Source organism: Kitasatospora sp. NPDC101176 (assembly GCF_044768035.1).
Classification (GTDB): Bacteria; Actinomycetota; Actinomycetes; order Streptomycetales; family Streptomycetaceae; genus Kitasatospora.
Genome location: NZ_JBIWPA010000003.1, coordinates 147,860 through 166,314, shown reverse-complemented (window position 1 = coordinate 166,314; position 18,455 = coordinate 147,860). Strand labels below are relative to the sequence as shown.

At 73.2% G+C, this 18,455-nt stretch carries 22 protein-coding genes; 11 read left to right on the top strand and 11 right to left on the bottom strand.

Going from position 1 to position 18,455, the window contains the following annotated elements:
• The first annotated feature begins 40 nt into the window (after nt 1-40).
• The 8 genes from ACIRS1_RS05970 to ACIRS1_RS05935 all read left to right on the top strand — a co-directional run bounded on the left by ACIRS1_RS05970 (nt 41) and on the right by ACIRS1_RS05935 (nt 5,026).
• Complete coding sequence (locus ACIRS1_RS05970; protein ID WP_402837170.1) at nt 41-439, top strand: hypothetical protein; 399 nt, start codon at nt 41-43, stop codon at nt 437-439.
• 255 nt (nt 440-694) lie between these two features.
• On the top strand, nt 695-964 hold the full coding sequence (locus tag ACIRS1_RS05965) for a hypothetical protein (RefSeq protein WP_402837168.1): 270 nt from the start codon (nt 695-697) through the stop codon (nt 962-964).
• On the top strand, nt 945-1,463 hold the full coding sequence (locus ACIRS1_RS05960; RefSeq protein WP_402837166.1) for a DUF6879 family protein: 519 nt from the start codon (nt 945-947) through the stop codon (nt 1,461-1,463). The genes ACIRS1_RS05965 and ACIRS1_RS05960 overlap by 20 nt, the downstream gene beginning before the upstream one ends.
• 13 nt (nt 1,464-1,476) lie before the next feature.
• Entirely contained in the window at nt 1,477-2,325 is an 849-nt protein-coding gene (locus tag ACIRS1_RS05955) for a helix-turn-helix domain-containing protein (protein WP_402837164.1), read from the top strand.
• A 245-nt stretch (nt 2,326-2,570) separates the two neighbouring features.
• Nucleotides 2,571-2,774 (top strand): hypothetical protein, encoded by a 204-nt coding sequence (locus ACIRS1_RS05950; RefSeq protein ID WP_402837162.1) that lies wholly within the window; start codon nt 2,571-2,573, stop codon nt 2,772-2,774.
• A 264-nt stretch (nt 2,775-3,038) separates the two neighbouring features.
• Nucleotides 3,039-3,182 carry a hypothetical protein gene (locus tag ACIRS1_RS05945; RefSeq protein ID WP_396317106.1) on the top strand — a complete coding sequence of 48 codons (144 nt, stop codon included), beginning with the start codon at nt 3,039-3,041 and terminating at the stop codon, nt 3,180-3,182.
• A gap of 3 nt (nt 3,183-3,185) precedes the next feature.
• A complete protein-coding gene (locus tag ACIRS1_RS05940) occupies nt 3,186-4,364 on the top strand; it encodes a methyltransferase domain-containing protein (protein WP_402837160.1) in 1,179 nt (392 codons plus the stop codon).
• Between the two features lie 80 nt (nt 4,365-4,444).
• Nucleotides 4,445-5,026, top strand: coding sequence for a hypothetical protein (locus tag ACIRS1_RS05935; RefSeq protein ID WP_402837159.1), 582 nt, complete (start codon nt 4,445-4,447; stop codon nt 5,024-5,026).
• An 86-nt stretch (nt 5,027-5,112) separates the two neighbouring features.
• On the opposite strand, the gene ACIRS1_RS05930 is transcribed toward ACIRS1_RS05935, so the two are convergent.
• The 4 genes from ACIRS1_RS05930 to ACIRS1_RS05915 form a co-directional block, all read right to left on the bottom strand.
• Nucleotides 5,113-5,325: a hypothetical protein gene (locus tag ACIRS1_RS05930; protein WP_402837157.1), complete on the bottom strand. Its 213-nt coding sequence runs from the start codon at nt 5,323-5,325 to the stop codon at nt 5,113-5,115.
• Nucleotides 5,322-5,756, bottom strand: a complete 435-nt coding sequence (locus ACIRS1_RS05925) for a hypothetical protein (RefSeq protein ID WP_360210464.1) — start codon at nt 5,754-5,756, stop codon at nt 5,322-5,324. The genes ACIRS1_RS05930 and ACIRS1_RS05925 overlap by 4 nt, the downstream gene beginning before the upstream one ends.
• A 217-nt stretch (nt 5,757-5,973) precedes the next feature.
• The gene (locus ACIRS1_RS05920; protein ID WP_387902490.1) at nt 5,974-7,491 is read right to left on the bottom strand and encodes a sensor histidine kinase; all 1,518 of its coding nucleotides are present in this window, start codon (nt 7,489-7,491) and stop codon (nt 5,974-5,976) included.
• 8 nt (nt 7,492-7,499) lie between these two features.
• Nucleotides 7,500-8,219: a response regulator transcription factor gene (locus tag ACIRS1_RS05915; protein ID WP_402837153.1), complete on the bottom strand. Its 720-nt coding sequence runs from the start codon at nt 8,217-8,219 to the stop codon at nt 7,500-7,502.
• A 220-nt stretch (nt 8,220-8,439) separates the two neighbouring features.
• Here ACIRS1_RS05915 and ACIRS1_RS05910 point away from each other — a divergent pair, with 220 nt between their 5' ends.
• From ACIRS1_RS05910 to ACIRS1_RS05900, 3 genes are all read left to right on the top strand, one after another.
• Nucleotides 8,440-8,982, top strand: coding sequence for a hypothetical protein (locus ACIRS1_RS05910; RefSeq protein WP_402837151.1), 543 nt, complete (start codon nt 8,440-8,442; stop codon nt 8,980-8,982).
• Between the two features lie 116 nt (nt 8,983-9,098).
• A complete protein-coding gene (locus tag ACIRS1_RS05905) occupies nt 9,099-10,310 on the top strand; it encodes a 4-hydroxybenzoate 3-monooxygenase (RefSeq protein WP_402837149.1) in 1,212 nt (403 codons plus the stop codon).
• 96 nt (nt 10,311-10,406) lie between these two features.
• A complete protein-coding gene (locus tag ACIRS1_RS05900) occupies nt 10,407-12,155 on the top strand; it encodes a methyltransferase (RefSeq protein ID WP_402837147.1) in 1,749 nt (582 codons plus the stop codon).
• Nucleotides 12,156-12,264: 109 nt separating this feature from the next.
• On the opposite strand, the gene ACIRS1_RS05895 is transcribed toward ACIRS1_RS05900, so the two are convergent.
• The 7 genes from ACIRS1_RS05895 to ACIRS1_RS05865 form a co-directional block, all read right to left on the bottom strand.
• On the bottom strand, nt 12,265-12,819 hold the full coding sequence (locus ACIRS1_RS05895) for a GNAT family N-acetyltransferase (protein WP_402837737.1): 555 nt from the start codon (nt 12,817-12,819) through the stop codon (nt 12,265-12,267).
• A 7-nt stretch (nt 12,820-12,826) separates the two neighbouring features.
• Entirely contained in the window at nt 12,827-13,561 is a 735-nt protein-coding gene (locus ACIRS1_RS05890) for a lasso peptide biosynthesis B2 protein (protein WP_402837145.1), read from the bottom strand.
• Nucleotides 13,558-15,015, bottom strand: a complete 1,458-nt coding sequence (locus ACIRS1_RS05885) for an albusnodin/ikarugamycin family macrolactam cyclase (RefSeq protein WP_402837143.1) — start codon at nt 15,013-15,015, stop codon at nt 13,558-13,560. The genes ACIRS1_RS05890 and ACIRS1_RS05885 overlap by 4 nt, the downstream gene beginning before the upstream one ends.
• A gap of 9 nt (nt 15,016-15,024) precedes the next feature.
• Nucleotides 15,025-15,369 carry a hypothetical protein gene (locus ACIRS1_RS05880; protein WP_402837141.1) on the bottom strand — a complete coding sequence of 115 codons (345 nt, stop codon included), beginning with the start codon at nt 15,367-15,369 and terminating at the stop codon, nt 15,025-15,027.
• 72 nt (nt 15,370-15,441) lie between these two features.
• The gene (locus ACIRS1_RS05875; RefSeq protein WP_402837735.1) at nt 15,442-15,567 is read right to left on the bottom strand and encodes an albusnodin family lasso peptide; all 126 of its coding nucleotides are present in this window, start codon (nt 15,565-15,567) and stop codon (nt 15,442-15,444) included.
• Between the two features lie 1,599 nt (nt 15,568-17,166).
• Nucleotides 17,167-17,982: an alpha/beta hydrolase gene (locus ACIRS1_RS05870; RefSeq protein WP_402837139.1), complete on the bottom strand. Its 816-nt coding sequence runs from the start codon at nt 17,980-17,982 to the stop codon at nt 17,167-17,169.
• Between the two features lie 54 nt (nt 17,983-18,036).
• Entirely contained in the window at nt 18,037-18,357 is a 321-nt protein-coding gene (locus tag ACIRS1_RS05865) for a hypothetical protein (RefSeq protein WP_402837137.1), read from the bottom strand.
• Between the last annotated feature and the right edge of the window lie 98 nt (nt 18,358-18,455).

Genomic DNA, 18,455 nt, shown 5'->3' with positions numbered 1-18,455 from the left:
CGCCGCGCCCCACCGCGGTGCCGCACCCGAAGGAGCGGCAGTGACGGAACCGACGGCAGTGACGCACGAGACGGCGTCCCAGACGCCCGCCCGCCTCCTGGGCGCCCTGCTGGTCTCCGCGGGGATCGCCCACTTCGCCGCGCCCCGCCCCTTCGACGCCATCGTGCCCCGGGCCCTGCCCGGCAGCCCCCGGGCGTGGACCCACGCCAGCGGCGCGGCCGAACTCGCCGTCGGCGCCGCCGTCCTCGCCCCGCGCACCAGGGCGGCGGGCGCGCTGGCCGCCGCCGGGCTGTTCGCCGCCGTCTTCCCGGCGAACGTCAAGATGGCCCGCGACTGGCGCCACCGCCCGGCCCCCTGGCGCCACCTGGCGGCCGCCCGCCTGCCGCTGCAGCTCCCGCTCGCCCTGTGGGCCCTGCACGTCCACCGCGCCGCACGCTGACCGCGCGGTCCCTTCGGGATTGGATAAGTACTTGGGGGACGGCATGTCCCGAACTCGGTCCTGCGGGTGATGCCACGCAGCCGATGCCCACAGTCGCACGGCGGACCACAGCATCAATTGCTCCTCTCTGGGACAAACGCATCTGACTGCCGGCAGCCCAGCCGGCGCTGGGCGGCCGGGGCGTTCGCCTGACAGGCCCACGTCGGACCAGCATCCTTGGAACTACGTAGAACCTGATCGGCATCGGAGGCAGTCATGGCTCTAGAGTTCCTGGGGATCTACCCGAACACCCCGGACGACGGCTCCCCGACCATCTGGCGGGATACGGAGACCGGTGACCTGCTCATCCAGTCGTACAAGGCCAGCGAGGACGACATCAGGGCCGCGCAGGAGGTCGGCTCGATCCCCGGTCACACCACGGACATCCCGGACCACGAGTTCATGATCCGGCTGCCCGCCAACATGATCCAGTTCATCCCCCGGCCCGAGGGCGAGGACAACAGCGGTGGCAACAGCGGTTCGTGAGCAGTTGGCGAAGGCCCAGCGCTCTGCGGTTCACCTGGAGATGCGGGACAGCTACATGCTGGACGACCCGGAATTCATCGCCTGGCGGAATGGCAAGCGGCTCGATCCCGCCGACCGTGAGTCCTGGTGGCGATCCTGGCTGGACGTCGTCGCCGAGGCGACCGGCCGAGGGGTCGTTGTGCGGCGCCTGCGCGTGGTCTCTGAGCCGGTCACCGACTACATCCGGTACGAGTACGACGTGACGTTCCCGAACGTCGCGGCGGGCGAGGATGTGCGGTGGCTGCCGCGTTCCCGCGCCGGTGACCTTCTGCTGCCCGGCCTGGACGGCTGGGTGATGGACGACGAGGTGGTGATCCTGCACCACTTCACGGGCGACGGACAGTGGGCCGAGGCGAAGATGGAGGTCCGGACCGATCCGGAGTTGGCCAAGCGGTACCTGGCGGCCTACGAAACGGCTTGGGAACGGGCGACTCCCCACGCGGAGTACCGTCCCGTCTGATCGGTAGCAGTTCATGGCTGTCTCGGCATCTTCAAGCGTCCAGCGTGCTCGGCAGAATCTCGCTGACAGGCTCGGCGAGATCCAGCGGGACGCTGGGCTGACAGGGCGGGAGTTGGCGGCTGCGTGCGGGTGGTACCCGTCCAAGGTCTCCCGCCTGCTGAACGCCCGCACGCCGCCCTCGGAGGATGACATCCGGGAGTGGTGCCGCGCTTGTGGTGCGGAGGAGCGCGCAGCGGACTTGGTCGCGTCCCTGCGGGCTGCGGAAGGCACGTTCATCGAGTGGCGGCGTTTGGAGCGCGCGGGCCTCAAGGCCGCGCAGGAGGCTCGGCTGCCACTGTACGAGCGAACTCGCCGGTTCCGCTCCTACTCGTCGTGGTTGGTCCCCGGACTGGTCCAGACGCCGGGGTATACGACGGCGGCGCTTCAGGCGATCCAGCAGCGCCGGGGGCTGGTTGACGACGTTCAGGCGGCTGTCGCTGCCCGCATGGAGCGCCAGCACGTGTTGTACGAGGGCGATCGTCGGTTCGCCTTCCTGGTCGAGGAGTCAGTCTTGCGCTGCGGTATCGGTGGCAGTGGCGTGATGCGCGACCAGTTGCACCACCTGACCACGGTCGGATCACTTCCCAACGTCAGCCTGGGAGTTGTGCCGATGCGGCCGGACCGAGTGCGCTGGCCGGCCGAGGGGTTCTGGATCTTCGACAACGCCCAGGTCAACGTTGAACTGGTCTCCGGGTATCTCACGATCACCCAGCCTGGCGAGATCGAGCTTTACGCCGAGACCTTCGGTGAACTGGCCGGGCTGGCGGTCCATGGTGCCGCTGCCCGAGAGTTGATCACGTCGGCGACTGCACTGCTTGGGTGACCCCGTCATCTCGCGTGGAATCTCATAGAACTTCGTGGCCGTGATTTGGTCACACTCCCTACTGTTCTGACTACGAATCAGGGATGGAGACGGGAGCCACGGCCAATGTCGCAGACGACGGATCTACAGGAACCGGCGGAAGCCGACCGCGTTGCCGCGGATTCCGCCCCGGACCGGGTCGGAATCCTGCGGGAGTGGCAGCCCTGCACCTGCGGCATGGATGTGTGTCCGGACAGGGACGCGTGGTGAGCCTTCGCGAGATCGCCGTCAGCCCGCCCGAGGTACCGCCGCCGGACACCGATGAGTGCCCGGGGTGCGCGTACTTCGACCGGGCCGAGGCGCAGTACCCGCAGGACGAGCACCCGACGATCGGGCGGATGCTCGCGCGCAATCGTGCCCGGCACATCGAGGACGGGGAGTGCACCGCTTCGGGGGTGGCCGGTGAGTGACCAGGGCACCGCGCAGGCATCCCCGGAGGGACGCCGGGGACGTGAGGCCGGTCAACCCGTTCGCGCGATTGCTCGCGCACCCGTGGCCCCGCCCGCGCGCGGCCGTCCGAGCCCCGCCCGGTCCCCACACCGGAGGAGTCCGGAGAGGTGCCCCTGGGTCCCATGGTCGCCCGTCCCCGCCGGCCTGGGGAAGCGCGGCCGGGACGGGCAGTACGACCCGGCGGGCGTCCGTCCGCCGGGCACGATCAGCACGGAGGTACCAGCATGGGCAAGCGTGGTGGCGGCACCGGTTCCGGTGACGGCGGCAAGCAGCAGGACGACAGCAACAAGGGTTCCGGGCACGGCGGTGGCGGCTCGGACGAGGGCGGCAACACCTCGGACGGCCAGAACCCGGCGGGCGGTAGGTAGCCGGTGACCGGAGAGACGCACGAGGAGGCGGGCCCCCGGCGGCTCGCCTCCGCGCTGGTGGCCGGCGGCGCACTTCCATCGGACTGGCTCCCTTCCTTCGAGGCCGTGCCCCGCGAGCGGTTCGTCCCGGACCGCATCTGGCCGGGCATCGCGGACGGCACCCGGCAGAACCCCGTGGTCCACCGCTCGAAGGACCCCGAGGCGTGGCACAGGGCGGTCTACTCGGACATCCCGCTGACCACGCAGTGGGACGACGGCGACCACGACGGGGACGGCCTCGGGGTCACCCCGAGTTCGTCCAACTCCATGCCCACGATGGTCGTCTCCATGCTCCGCGACCTGGACGTGCGTCCGGGGGACCGGGTGCTGGAGATCGGCACGGGCACCGGGTGGAACGCGGGCCTGCTGGCCCGGCGGCTCGGAGACGCCAACGTGGTGAGCGTCGAGTACGACCCGGACGTCGCCCGGGGTGCCCGGGAGAACCTGAGCCGGGCCGGACTCGCGCCGACCGTGGTCGAGGGCGACGGCCGGGCGGGCTGGCCGCAGGGCGCCCCCTACGATCGCATCATCGCCACGTGCTCCCTGCTGGAGATCCCCGCGGCGTGGCTGGAGCAGTCGGCCCCCGGGGCGGTGATCGTCGCCCCGTTCGGCACCGAGTACGGCGGGGAACAGATCGTCCGGCTGACCGTGAACGACGACGGGACCGGGGCGGTCGGCCGCTTCACCGGCGGGTCCGCGTTCATGCGGCTGCGGCAACAGCGCACCGAGAGGCCGCTGTTCGAGGAGTACCTGCACGGCGTGGAGTGGCCGGCCGACGGTGTGCGGAGCACCACGGCGCTGTCCCCCTGGGACACCGGCGAGTGGTTCCGGCAGTTCGTCATCGGCCTCGCGGTTCCCGGGGCGTTCTGGCGCGCCGAGCGCTACGACGACGGCGCGTACACGCTGTGGGTCTACAGCCGCGACAAACGGTCGTGGGCGTCCGCCGACTACGCGCCGGACCGCACCGAGTACGAGGTGTACCAATCCGGCCCGCGCCGTCTGTGGGACGAGGTGGAAGCCGCCTACCGCTGGTGGGACGAGCGCGGCCGACCCGGACACGGGCGCTTCGGCCTCACCGTCACCCCCGACCGCCACACCGCCTGGCTGGACACCCCCGGCAACCCCGTCCCCGTCCGCGGCTGATCGCACCTGCCGGACCCGGTCACGGCGCTGACCGGGGTCCGGTGGTCGACCAAGATCATGACGGTGCCTATGCTGTCCCGATGTCCGACAGCACCTGCCCGACCCTGCTCTTCGTCATCGGCCCGGCCGCGGTGGGGAAGATGACCGTGGGCGGCGCCATCGCCGAACGCACCGGGTTCAAGCTCTTCCACAACCACCTGACCATCGAGCCGCTGCTGAGGCTGTTCGACTACCAGTCGCCGCAGTTCCAGCGCCTCAACCACGGCTTCCGCGAGCAGATCTTCGCCGAGGCCGCCGCCAGCGACCTGCCGGGCCTGGTGTTCACCCTGGTGTGGGACTTCGACGACCCCGAGGACGCCGCGCTCGTCGAGCGCTATGCGGCCCCGTTCCGCGAGCGCGGCGCGCGGGTGCTGTTCCTGGAGCTCTCCGCCGACCAGGACGTCCGCCTGGAGCGCAACGCGGGTGAGTCCCGGCTGGCGGAGAAGGCCTCCAAGCGCGACCTGGCGTGGTCCGACGACAACCTGGTCGGCATGGACGCCAGGTACCGCCTCAACTCGGTCGACGACTTCGCCCACCTCCCCGGGGCGCACCTGCGGATCGACAACACGCACCTGGAACCGGACGTGGTGGCCGAGCGCGCCGTGCGGCACTTCGGGCTCTGACCCCCGACGCCGCGGAGAGCACCGTGCCCCGGCACCGCGCCCCGGATCCGACCCCGGTCCGGGGCGCGGCCGGGGCGCCCGCCCGGTCAGCCGTTGTCGGCCGCCGTGTCCGCATCCGCCTGGGCCGCGGCGCTCTCCGCGGCGTCGAGCTTGTGCTGCATGTCCTGGACCTGTCCGCTGTCGGCGGCACCGGCGCCCTTGTCGGCGCCCGCGCCGGAGCCCGAGGGCCCGCAGCCGGTCAGCAGGGCCGTCCCCGCGAGGACGAGGGTGGCCAGCACGGTGGCCGGGCGGCGGGTCACTTGGAGCCGCCCTCGCCGTTGGCGGCGCACCAGGTCGCCACGGACTTGAGGTCGTTCTGACGGGTCTGCAGCGTGGTGACCAGGGCCTTGCGGGCGGTCAGCCGGTCGTTCAGGAGCGTCTCGATCTCGGTGTGGCCGGCGGTCTTGGCGTTGGTGACCCGCTGCTGCAGCCGGGAGACCGAGCCGACCACCGTCGCGTCGCCGCCCAGCCGGGCGAGCGCCTTGGTGACCCGCTCCTCGGTCTTCGGCAGCCGCTTGCAGATGCCCTTGGCGCCGTCGCCGGTGGGCGCCGCCTTGGCGGTCGGGGCACCGGAGGCCGAGGATCCGGAGCCGGCGGCCTGGGCGGGGGCGACGGCCAGCAGCGAGCCGGCCAGCGCGAGGGCGCCGAGGGCGGCGGCCCGGCGGGCGACGGGCATGCGGTTGACGAGCATGGGAGTCCCTTCCTTCTTCCGTTGCGTCCGCGGGCGCGGCGCGCAGCGCGCCGGTCACGGACGAGCGTCCAGACCCGGCGACCCCCCGACGTGCGGCCGGGGGCGCCGGACGACCGGGAGCGTAGGACGGCTTCTTGTGGATTCCCTGTGGAACGCCCACAGCGGCTCGGCGGCTCGGCGGCTCGGCGGGCGCCCGAAGCCCGGCCGCCGCCGTCGCTCAGTGCTGCTCGCCCGAGATCCAGTCCCGCCGCCCCGGCAGCTCCACGGTCGGCGCCTCGCTGACCGGCAGCGGCAGGCCGACCTCCACCCGGCACCCGGCCCCGTCCGGCGGCGTCGTGATTCGCACGCCGCCCCGGTGCAGCGCCGCCTGCTGGGCGACCAGGGTGAGCCCGAGCCCCGACCCGGGGCTGTCGCGGCGTCGGTGGAAGCGGTGGAAGACCGCCTCCCGCTCGCCCGGCGCGACCCCGGGCCCGGCGTCGTCGACGGTCAGCACCGCGAGCGCGCCGGCCGCCGTCAGGCGGACCGCCACCCGGGCCGGATCCGTGCCGACGCGCCCGTGCACGGCGGCGTTGCCGAGCAGGTTGGCCAGCATGATCCGCAGCCCGGACTCCCACCCGAACACCCGCAGCTCCGCCGGGACGTCCACGGTGAGGACGGCCTCCGGGTGGCGGCGCCGGGCCTCGGCGGCGGCCGCGTCGACGAGGTCCGGCAGGTCGACCCAGCCGAAGGAGTCGGCCTCCACCAGGTCGCCCCGGGCGAGCATGCCGAGCGCGGTCAGCAGGTCCAGCAGCCGGGCGTGGTCCTCGCGCAACTCGGCCACCACCTCGGCCCGTTCGCCGGGCGCGAGGTCCGGATGCGCGGCCAGCACGTCCAGGTTGGTGCGCAGGCTCATCAGCGGCGTGCGCAGCTCGTGCGAGGCGGCGGAGGAGAACGAGCGCGCGGTGTCCAGAGCCTGCGCGGTGCGCCGCGCCTGCTCGTCGTAGCGGGAGAGCAACAGGGCCAGGGCGGCACCGAGTTCGTCGACCTCGACGGTGCCGCTGCGCTCCGCGGTGAACTGCGCGCCGACCGGTCCGCCGCCGGCGCCGGGACTCCCATCGGCGGCAGGCCCGTCACCGGCGGCCGGGGGCGCGGCCGGGTCGAGCTGCGCCGCCCGGCGGCTGAGCCTGCGCAGCGGCGCGGTGGCGCGTTCGGCGAGGGCGAAGCCGATCAGGGCGGCGACCGGCGCGGCGACGGCCGCCACCAGCAGCACCCGGCGGCGCACCGCCGCCGTCTGGGTGTCGGCCTGCCCGGCGGGTGCGACCACCCACAGGGTGCCGCTGCCGCCGTTGGCCCCGGTGCCGGAGATCCGGACGGTCAGCACCCGCCAGGCGCCGCCCTGGTCGTGGACGGTGGCCGGGCCGCCCGGGGCGGTGGGGAAGGCCTGCGGGTCGGCGGGCTGCGGGCCGACGGACAGCAGGACGGTGCCGTCCGCGGCGGCGACCCGCACGCCCGAGTCCAGGGCGGCGTCCAGGACCTTGCGCTGCTGGTTCTGCTCGACCTTGGGCCGCCCCTTGGTGTCGGCGGCCACCAGGGCGCGCACGCCCGGCAGGACGGCCGCGGCCCGGTCGCCCAGCCGGGTGTCCTGCTGGTGGCGCAGGTCGCGCCCGACCAGCGGCAGCAGGAGCAGTCCGGCCAGCACCACCAGCAGCGGCACCACGGCGGCGGCCCACAGGGCGATCCGGGTGGAGAGCCTCACGGGGGCCGCTACCCGTTCCCGCCGGGCGCGCGCAGCACGAAGCCCACGCCCCGGACGGTGTGGATCAGCCGGGGGCGGCCGCCGGCCTCGGTCTTGCGCCGCAGGTAGCTGACGAAGGTGTCCACGGCGTCGCTGCGGACCTCGAAGTCGTAGCCCCAGACCCGTTCCAGCAGCAGTTCGCGGGAGAGCACCAGCCCGGCGTTCCTGGCCAGCTGGGTGAGTAGCTCGAACTCCCGCCGGGTGAGCCGCAGTTCCTCGCCGTCGAGGAGGGCCTGCCGGGTCCCGGGGTCGATCAGCAGCGGCCCGGCCGCGACCCGGTCGGCGGGCTGCGGCGGGCGGCGGCGCAGCAGGGCACGCAGCCGCAGCACCAGCTCCTCCAGGGCGAAGGGCTTCACCAGGTAGTCGTCCGCCCCGGCCTGCAGGCCGGCCACCCGGTCGGCGGGCTCGTCCAGGGCGGAGAGCATCAGCACCGGGACGTCGTCGCCGCGGGCGCGCAGCGTGCGGCACACCTCGGCGCCGCTGATGCCGGGCATCGACACGTCGAGCACCAGGACGTCCGGTGCGGCCGGCAGCATCACGGCGAGCGCGCTCTCGCCGTCCTCGGCCAGCGCGACGGTGAACCCGCTCAACCGCAGGCCGCGCTCCAGGGTGCGCCGGATCGCCGCGTCGTCGTCCACCACCAGGACCCGGCCGCCGCCGGTCCCGGCCACTGCCGCGCTCCCGTCCATCGCCCTCTCCTCACCTCCGGGCCGCCGACTCTCTCACACGACCCGTGGGCCGCGGCAACGGGGAGGGGAGGGGCGGTGCGCCCGCCCCCTCGTCGCGGAGTCCGGGCCCGAGGTGCTCGGAGGGCGGCCTGATCGCCACCCTCTCCGGAAGCTGATTCCGGCCCGCCTCCACCGGGCAGGGGAGCGGTGCGGGGGAGCGGGCGTGCGGGAGGGGCGGGGCATGGGGCGGACGATGGCGCGGGCGGCGGCGGCCGTACTGGCGGCGGCGTTCCTGGCGGGCGCGGCGTCACTGGCCTGGTGGGCCGCCGCGGACCGGATGGCGGCGGCCATGGGCCTGGGGCCCGCGGACGGCGTGGTGCTGGTGGAGCGCTGCTACGACGCGTACGACAGCGAGGGGGGCGACGACGGCACCGACTGCGTCGGCCGCTTCACGCCCGCCGGCGCCCCGCCGGAGCAGGCCCGGCCGATCCTGCTGAAGGGCGCGACCGGCGAACACCCGGCCGGCGCCCGGCTCACGGCGCGACTGGCGGGCGGCGTGGCCTACGAGCCCTCCTCCTCGCCCGCGGTGAAAGCGGGCATCGTGGCGGCCGTGATCCTCGCGCTGGGCGCGGCCCCCGCCGGCTGGCTGCTGATCGGCGCCTGGCGCGGCAGGACCCCGGACGGCGGGGCCCTGGTGGTCGGCCTCTTCGTCGGGCTGGGCGGGGTGGCGGCGCTGGGCATCGCCGTCGGGCTGGTCGCGGGCCTGGTCGAATTCGTGCTCTGAGGCGCCATCGGAGCCGGGTCCAGACACCCCGGGACCGCGAAGGAAATCATCCTATTCACTGCTTCGGGTGATTTCTGCACTTCGATGTATTTCGCGCCGATTATGATCCACTCCCTGTGACGCAACGTCAGAACACCCCAGCACCCCGGAACACCGCCGACGTCGTCATCCTCGGCGCCGGGCCCGCCGGACTCCTCCTCGCCAACCTCCTCCACCGCAACGGCGTCGACTGCGCCGTCCTCGAACGCACCACCCGCGCCCACGTCCAGACCCGCGCCCGCGCCGGCTTCCTCGCCCCCGCCACCGTGCGCACCCTGGAACGCCACGGCCTCGCCGACGGCCTGCGCCGGCGCGGCCACCGGCACGGCACCTGCGAGTTCCGCACCGACGACGGCCGCTTCCGCCTCGACTACGCCACCCTCGGCCAGGGCGAACAGCACACCGTCTACCCCCAACAGGACCTGGTCACCGACCTGCTCACCCACTACCTCGACGCCGGCGGCCGCATCCACTTCGAGACCGAGGCCCTCGCCGTTCCCGACCCGCACAGCACCCGCCCCACCGTCACCGTGCGCGACGCCGACGGCCGCCCCGACCACTGGCAGGCCCGCTACGTCGCCGGCTGCGACGGCCGCCACGGCGCCGCCCGCCGCTCCCTGCCCCCCGGCACCGCCCGCCACCACCGCGACCACGGCATCACCTGGCTCGGCCTGCTCGCCCAGGCACCGCCCAGCCTCGACGCCGTCGGCTACGCCCTGCACCCCCACGGCTTCGCCGGCCACATGGCCCGCACCCCCCACGTCACCCGCTACTACCTGCAGTACGAGCGCGGCACCCCCGCCGACGCCTGGACCGAGGACCGCATCCAGCACGAACTCGACACCCGGATGCGCGCCGCCGACCACGGCCCCCTGCACCACGGCCCGATCGTCCACCGCACCGTCGTCGACCTGGAATCCGACGTCGTCCAGCCGCTGCGCCACGGCTCGCTCCTGCTGGCCGGCGACGCCGCCAGCCTGATCAGCCCCTCCGCCGCCAAGGGCGCCAACCTCGCCGTCCTGGAAGCCGAACTCCTCGCCGACGCCCTCACCGACACCCTCGCCCACGGCGACCGCGGCGCCCTCGACCGCTACTCGGCCCAGGCCCTGACCCACATCTGGCGGGCCCAGGACTTCTCCCTCTGGATGATCCGGCTGCTGCACGCCGAGCCCGGCCCGCCGCACGGCGAATCGTTCTTCCACGAATCCCTGCGCCGCTCCCGCCTCGCCTCGCTGCGCACCTCCCGCACCCACCAGGACTGGTTCGCCGAGAACTACGTCGGCGTCTGAACCGCCCGCCCCTCCCCCCAAGACCGCCAACACCGCCGCACCCCCGCACCACCCCCGCACTCCGCACTCCGCACTCCGCACCGAGGACGCCCCGCCATGACGACGACACCCCCCGACGACGAGACCCGCCTGCGCCAGACCGCCGCCTTCGTCCGGGAACAGGACACCGCCGCCCTGCTCCCGCTCCTGCTCCCCGGCCTCGACGGCCCCGAACTGTGGGCCCTGGCCGCCCACTGCCGCCTCGCCCACGCCGCCCTGCTCGTCTTCCCGCCCGACCAGCCCACCCTGCACGCCCAACTCGCCGCCTGCGGCATGGCCTTCGACACGCCCCCCATCCCCAGCGTCGTCGTCCGCGACCGCCTCGCCCGGCGCCACCACCACGACCCCGCCGAACTCGACGTCAGGATCCTGCGCCCCGCCGTCCTCGGCCCCGGCCGCGAAACCCGCGAGGTCGAGGTCTTCGCCCTGACCGTCCCGCCCGGCTCCCCGCTGACCCGCATCGCCGCCCACGAACGCACCCACCAGCACGAGGCCCACCTCGCCCTCGAAGTCGAACACCCCGACCCGCTGGTCCTGCGCGGCCTGTGCGCACTCCTCGCCCGGCACGACGCCACCCCCGACGGCGGCGGCTACAACCCCCACGAGGACGCCACCGTCCTCTACTTCACCACCCCCGCCGACGCCAAGGCCGCCCACCGCCGCCTCGAACTCCACGTCCGCGGCGAACACCCCGACATCCTCGCCACCCACCTCGCCCGCCACCACGCCCACCAGCCCGCCGAAACCCTCCTGCACCTGCTCACCGGCGCCTGGACCACCCAGGCCCTCGCCGTCTGCGCCCGCCTCGGCCTCGCCGACGCCCTGAACCCCCGCACCGCCACCACCACCGCCACCCTCGCCCGGCACACCGGCACCCACCCCGACACCCTCGACACCCTCCTGCACTACCTCGCCATGCTCGACGTCGTCACCCCCGACGGCGACGGCTTCCGCCTCACCGACCTCGGCGCCCTGCTGCGCACCGACACCCCGGACTCGATGCGGGCACTGGCCCTGATGTACGGCGGCCCCTTCTACCAGTCCTTCGCCGCACTGGAACACACCGTGCGCACCGGCGAAGCCGCCTTCGACCACCTCTTCGGCGAGAACCACTTCGACCACTTCGCCCGGGACCCGGAACTCGCCGACCTCTTCGACCGGTCCATGGCCGCGAGCTCCCGCATGTTCGAACCCGTCCCCGCCCACCCGGCCGTCACCGCCGCCGGCCGCTCACCCGCCCCCAGGACCGTCGTCGACATCGCCGGCGGCAACGGCGAACTCCTCGGACGCATCCTGACCGCCCACCCCCACCTGCACGGCGTCCTGCTCGAACGCCCCCACGTCGTCGAGGCCGCCCGCCTAGCCCTCGACGCGGCCGGCTGCGGCGACCGCTGCACCTACCGCTGCGGCGACTTCGCCGACGTCCCCGCGGGCGCCGACCTCTACCTGCTCTCCCGCGTCCTGCACGACTGGGACGACGCGCGCTGCCGCGAGATCCTGCGCCACTGCGCCCGCGCCATGCCCGCCCACGCCGACCTGCTCATCGTCGAACGCGTCCTGCCCGTCGACGCCTCCACCTCCCTGGCCACCGCCTGGGACCTCCACATGCGGTGCAACACCGGCGGCCGCGAACGCCGCGCCGACCACTACGCCCGCCTGCTCGCCGACGCCGGCCTCGAACTCCTCGACCGCACCCCCCTGCCCCTCGGCGCCACCCTCCTGCACGCCCGCAGGGCCACCCTCCCCAGCCCCACCCGCCCCCCGGTCCCCACCCCGGCCACCACCATGGCGGCCCGGCCCGCGTAGCACCCTGGAGTTCACAAGAGGCCCGGGCCCCGGGCTCGTCGGACCAGGCCCGGGCGACTGGGGCGGCTCGGCTCCCGGCCGGCCACCGGCTGCTCCTCCTCGATGAGGGTCAGGATCCGAGGGCCTTCGCGACCACGGAAGGGCCGGTGAACTCGGCCGCCAGGGCATCCATGATCAATTCGTCGCACACCTGGCCGAGCCAGTACCCGGCCTGGCGGAGTGCGCCGCTGCGGTGGAACCCCGCCTTCTCGTACGCCCGTACCGCACTGAGGTTGGGCGCGAGCACCTTGAGCCAGATCATGCGCAGGTTGGTGACGTGGAAGCCGTAGTCGAGGACCAGGCGGGTGGTGGCGGTGCCGATGCCCTGACCACGCGCCTCGGGGGCGAGCATGACCACGTACTCGGCGGTGCGGACGGAGTGATCGGGTAGCAGAGTGGCCACCCCGGCCGGGACCGGCGTGTCGCCGGTCAGGTCGTAGACGGTGAAACGGATGTTGTCGCCGCGTAGCTGGTGCTGCATACCCTCGGTGCGGGCTTCCAGCGACTCGGGCTGCTGGCGGCCGTAGCCGACCAGCAGCGCGGGGTCCTGCTCCCACCGCCAGTACGTTTCGACCAGGTCGGCTCGGTAGGGGCCGAGGCCGCAGGGACCGTCGGCCAGCCACAGGACGGAGTCATGGCTGCTGCTGATGGCGGCCTCCGATGGTGAGGGCGGGCGTGTAGGCGGCGGTCGAGTCCGGTTCGGAGACGGCCGTCCCGTCCCCAGTCTGGACCCACGCGTGGAGGCGCACCGGGTCGGCGGCCACGCCGTGGCACCAGGTGATGCCACGCCGTCGGCCGGCGAGCAGCAGGACGGCGGCGGCGGACTGTTCCAGGCAGGCGGTCCGGCCCGGTGAGTACCAGGCTGCCCGACGGATGGCGGCGACGGCGGCGTGCGCCTCGGCGGGGGTGGCGTCGCGGCGAACCGTTGACGCTGCCAGGCGTACGGCCTCGGTGACGCGGTGCATGGCGCGGGCTGGGCTCCCGGCATGTTTCGCGGCGAAGACGGAGGCCAAGGCGGCACCGGCACCGAGCACGGCCGCTGCGGGCATCTGGTGGGGCCGGGTAGTGCCGGCGGCGTGTTCGGCGCTTCCCCAGCTCGCGGCCGCTGTTCGCGCCGCCCGTGGCCGAGGCCACGGTGCAGGCGCGGGAGCAGGCACCAGCAGCGTAGCGGCGAACAGCTGCCGGGCCAGGGTGTCACCGAGCGGTTCGGTGGTGCCGGTTCGGGCGGCCTCGTGCCACCGGGAAGCGGCGGCCGGGAGCAGGCACTGCACGCGGCCCGTGCGGTAGTCGATCAGGACCACGACGTGGCCGAAGTCGAGGGCGCGGACCTGACGATGGGCGAAACCGTAGCGGGGCACAGTGGTCACGCGGTTCCCACCCCCTGCTGTTCCCACGCGGGCACCGGGTCGCGACGGTGGGCGGTCAGCCACGCTTCGGCGGCCAGTGCCTGTTCGATAGTGGCGAGCGGGCCGGGGATGCCGGCGGCGGCCCGCCGGAGCGCGGTGCGAAACCGGGTGGGGTCGAGCAGGCCGAGGGAGGCGAGGTGGCCGTCGGCGAGGTCGAGCAGGGTGGGGAGGTTAGCGCGCATCCCGGCGTAGTGGTCGGCGTCGAAGCTGCCTTTCGTGGTGCGGGCGGCGATGGCCGGGGGCAGCACGTCGGCGAGGGCCCGACCGAGCATCGGCTTGTACGCATGGACGGGTGGCCGGTCGTCGAGTGGGGTCCGCAGGACCGCGTCGACCACGGTCGGGTCGAGAAACGGGTTGTGCAGGGTGATGCCCTGTGCGGCGGCCATGACAGAGTCCGCCGCGGCGGTGCGGGCCACTTCGCGGATCTCGTCCACCAGGGTCCGTACCGACGCGTCGACGTGGGCGTGCGCGTCCGGGGTGAGAGCAGCGGTAGTAGCGGCGGCGGCCAGCAGATGCCGCCCGGACGGGTCGGCCCACGCCGGGAAGGGCAACAGGGAGAACCAGCGGACCGCGCCGTGGTCATTGCGGCCGCCGACGGTGCCGACAGTGTGGGCGAGATCGGTAAGGGCCTGGCGCCGACTGGTGCGGGCCGCGGCCTGGGCGTCGCGCAGGATGGGGGCGGCCGGCCGGTGTCGTAGCCGAGCCCAGCCGAGAGCCTCGCTGAGCAGCCGACAGGGCCGACGGCTGCGGACCAGGTCGGCCAGGTGGATGGGGGGCTGGAACAGGACGGAGTCGCCACCGTCGCCGGTCAGGTGGGTGGTGGTGCCGAAGGTGGCGGTCATCCACCGGAACTGGCCGGTGAGCCGCGCCCGGGTGAGGGTGGACGGGGCGGGTTCGTCGGTCGCTGGGACATCGGTGATCGCGCTGTAGGGCAGATGCTCTGCGGTGAGTGGCATCAGGTGGTGGGTGATCCCGGCACTGTGGGCTGCGGCAGCCAGGCGCGCGTAGCGCAGATCGGCGCCGGACTCGTCACCGACGGGATGGACGGTCACCGCGTTCACAGCGTGGCCTGGGGGCAGCGTGGTGGCAGCGAGTACGGTCACGCTGGTGGAGTCGAGGCCGCCGGACAGGTCGCAGGACAGGCCCGGGTCGGTGTCGGCCCGCAGGGAGACGGCGGCGGTGAGTGCGGCCCGCAGGCGCTGGTGCGGTGGGCCTTCGGTTGTCTGGTCAGGGCGCCACCGTGGGGTTGTCCGCAGTGGGCTGCCATCAGCCGGTAGCTCGATGCGGGCGCCGGGGAGCAGCTGTTCGACGCCGGTGAAGAACGTGCGAGCCCCGGCGAGAGCGGGAACGGACGGAAGGAAGACCGCGCAGGCAAGGCGCTGTGCATCGACGTCGGCACTGGTCAGGGCGGCCAACAACCGTGTCTAGGTGGACCAAGCCCATCCGTTGGACCAGCGGGTCGCGTACACCGGGAATGCGGCGCTCGGATCGGTGTGGACGATGATTGCGGCGAGGCTCTCCTCGACGACCGCATAGGTGCCGGGCCACCGCCACTCGATGTCGCAGGGCGTGGTGGCTCCGGCCAGACATCGCAGTTCGAAGTCGGATGCGCCACACAGGCCCAGGATCACTACGTGGCGTCGACCGTCGGGGCTGGTGGCCGTGCAGGCAGGACCGGTGCCGAGGCACCAGGTGGACGCGCCGGGGTGCACGGGGGCGGCGCCCTGCGGCCGGAGGCCGTGCGCCGTGCTGTGTCCGCCGAAAATCACGTCGTCTCCTTCGGGGGGAGGGGGCCAGGACGACGAGGTGGGGCGCCGATCGAGGCGCCCCACCTGCAGGGATCAGCAGTTGTAGGCGCGGCGCTTGTCCTCGCTGCTGCCGCCGCCCTGGCCCTCGGTCAGCTCGGCGGCGTCGCCGAGCTCGACCATGGCTGCGTCGTCCTCCGTGGTGGTGACCTGTTCGATCAGGGGTCTGACCTTCCTGCGAGACGGTTTCCTGTCAGGGGTGCCGGTCGTATTTCCCGTGACGGGTGACTGGCGCAACCCCGCAGGGCCCCGGGCCTGGTGCGGCGCCTGTCCCAACAGGGTCGCTGGTTGACCAGTTCACCGCGGATCCGGCGATCGGACGAGGCCGGACCAGAGGACACATCGCAGGACACATCAGCGTGCAGGGGTGTCAGCGACCGCCCTCAGTGGAACTCGATGGCTACGGTAGAGGCCTTCGGGGGTGGTCATGTCCAATGACAAGTACGGAAACTGGCGATTGGTCAAAGCCAGGTCCGAGCATGGCTGGCGCACGCAGGAGGAATTCGCCGAGGCGTACGACGCCACCGCCCGCGATTGCGGCGAGCGGGCCAGGATCTCGGTTCGACAGGTGCGGCGGTGGGAGTCGAACAAACCCACGTGGCCCAACCGGGATGCCCGCCGGATTCTGGACATGATGTTCGGCCTGCCGTTGGAAGACCTCGGGTTCGTCCGTCCGACCCGTTCGGCAGAGGGCCGGGCCCTGCACGCCGACACTTGCAGGCAGGGTCGGCACGAGGAAGGGGGGAGCGTGCTCCGTCGCACATTCCTGGGAGGTCTGCTGGCGGCCGGAACCAAGCCCGTGCTCGGCCTGGCGGCTCTCGACCACATCACCGCCGCCGAGCGGGACGCCCGTCGCTACGCCGACCACCGACTTGTGGAACACCTGCGGGCCGCGCTGGACGAGACAGCCCACACGGACGGGGTCATCGGGCCCCGACTGGCTCTGCCGAGATCGCTCGGCATTCTCGCGGCGATCAACCACTCCGCCAGGGAAGCCCCCGAAGACATCCGGAAGGAGCTGCTGAACCTCGGTGCCCGGGCAGCGGAACTCGCCGCCTGGCTTCACCGGGACGCAGGTTCTCCGGCGCACGAGACCATCTACTGGCACAGCCAGTCGAAGGAATGGGCGACCCTGACCGGAGACGGGCCGATGCACGCGTACGTCTTGCTACGTCAGGCTCAGGCCGCCGACCGCACTGACCCGGGGCGGATGCTAGATCTCGCCAGTGCCGCCACCCGGGGCCCCTGGACGTTGCCTCCCCGGCCCAGAGCGGAGGCACTTCAACAGGAAGCGCGCGCGCTCGCGCTGACCGGTGCGACATCGGACGAGATCGTAGGCACCCTGGACCGGGCGCACGCAGCCCTCGACACGGCCGGGCAGGTCGCCGGGGCAGTGACCTGTACGGGCCCGCTCGGAGACTCGTACACGGCAGAGCGGTTGATGGTGCAGTCAGCGATCTGCTTCCGCGAAGCCCGTCAACCGGAGCGCGCGGTGGAGTTGTTCCGTGAGTACCTTGCCCGTGGCGACTTCGCGCGACGGGACCGGGCGTTCTTCGGGGCACAGCTCTCGGGCGCTCTCGCTGAAGCCGGGGAACCGGACGAGTCTGCTGCGGCCGCACTGGAAGCGCTGCAACTGGCCACTGGGGCACGCTTCGGGCAGGCCCTCGCCGAGCTGGACCGTACTGCGCAGATGCTCGCTCCGCACCGGAGGCGCCCGGCGGTCGGCGTCCTCTTCGACCAGCTGGTGCTCGCCTCCGCCGGTCAAGGAGTCAGGAACGAGCCCACACGGGTGATGACCTCGGCCTGCCACGCCCGCGACTGCGGGTCGAGGTATCCGGGGTCGTCGTGGACCGCGAACCCGTGCTGCGCGCCGTCGAGTTGAAGCAGCTCGGTGGGGCCGCCGAACATCGGGCGGTGCCGGTGCGTCGACTCGATCGGCACGAACGTGTCCTTCGTGCCGTGGACCAGCAGCACGGGCGCCATGACCGAGGCGAGGATGGCCGGGGTATCCAGGTGGAACACCTCGTTGAGCAGCGCGCGGTTGAGTTCGAACGGCGACTTCTCGGTGAACCCCTGTCGGTCCAGGAGATCCGCCGCCCCGGGTGAGAGGTAGTCGTCGTTCCAGCCCGGCCGGGATGTGACGTACCGCTCCTTGTAGTCCAGGCGGGGGTTGAGCAGCACGAGTCGGTCCACGCTCCCGGGGCGGTGCGCCGCGTGCAGGCACGCGGCGCCGCCGGAGAACGACGCGGCGATCACGTGAAGCGGGCCGGACCGGTCGGTGTGCTCGCCCAGGTGGTCCGAGGCCGCGCGGATGTCGTTGGTGACGGCGGCGATCGTCAGCTCCGCCTCCAGGCCGGCACTGAGGCCGTGGGCGCGCAGGTCGAACCGAAGGCTGGTGATCCCGCGCTCGGCGAGGCCGTGGGCGAGCCGGGTGAAGAACCCGCCCTCCTCGCGGGTGACGCCGGAGCCGTGCACCAGGACGGCAGTGCCGACGGGAGCCCGGGAGGGCGGGCTGCTGATCGTGCCGAAGAGCTGGGTGCCGTCGAGGGACCGGAATTCCGTCTCGTGATCGGTCATGCGCAGATCGTAGCGACCTGGGGGACGGCCACCCTGCCCTGACGTCCAGCCGGGTCAGGCGGGGCCGAAGGGGGTGTCGCTCCAGCGGAACCAGGCGCGGGAGTCCCGGACGTGCAGGAGGAACTCCGGGACCGGGCCCGACGGGGACACCAGGGAGAGGGCGGCGGCGATGCGGTCGTAGCAGTCGTCGAAGCGCTCGAACTGCTCGGCCTCCAGCAGGTCGAGGCACTCGTCGAACCACGGCCGCACCCGCGCGAACGCCTCCGTCGGGACGAAACGACCGTGCAGCCACGGGAAGTCGGCGTCGTCGACCACGATCCCGCCGAGCGGCTCCCCGCCCTGCACCAGCCGCCAGACCCCGCCCACGTACCCCATCGCGCCCCCGTCCCCGCAGCCCCGTGGACCGCACCCTCCCACACGCCACCGACAGCCGACGGGCCCCGGCGGACGGAAAAGGCGGTGCCGGTGCCGCC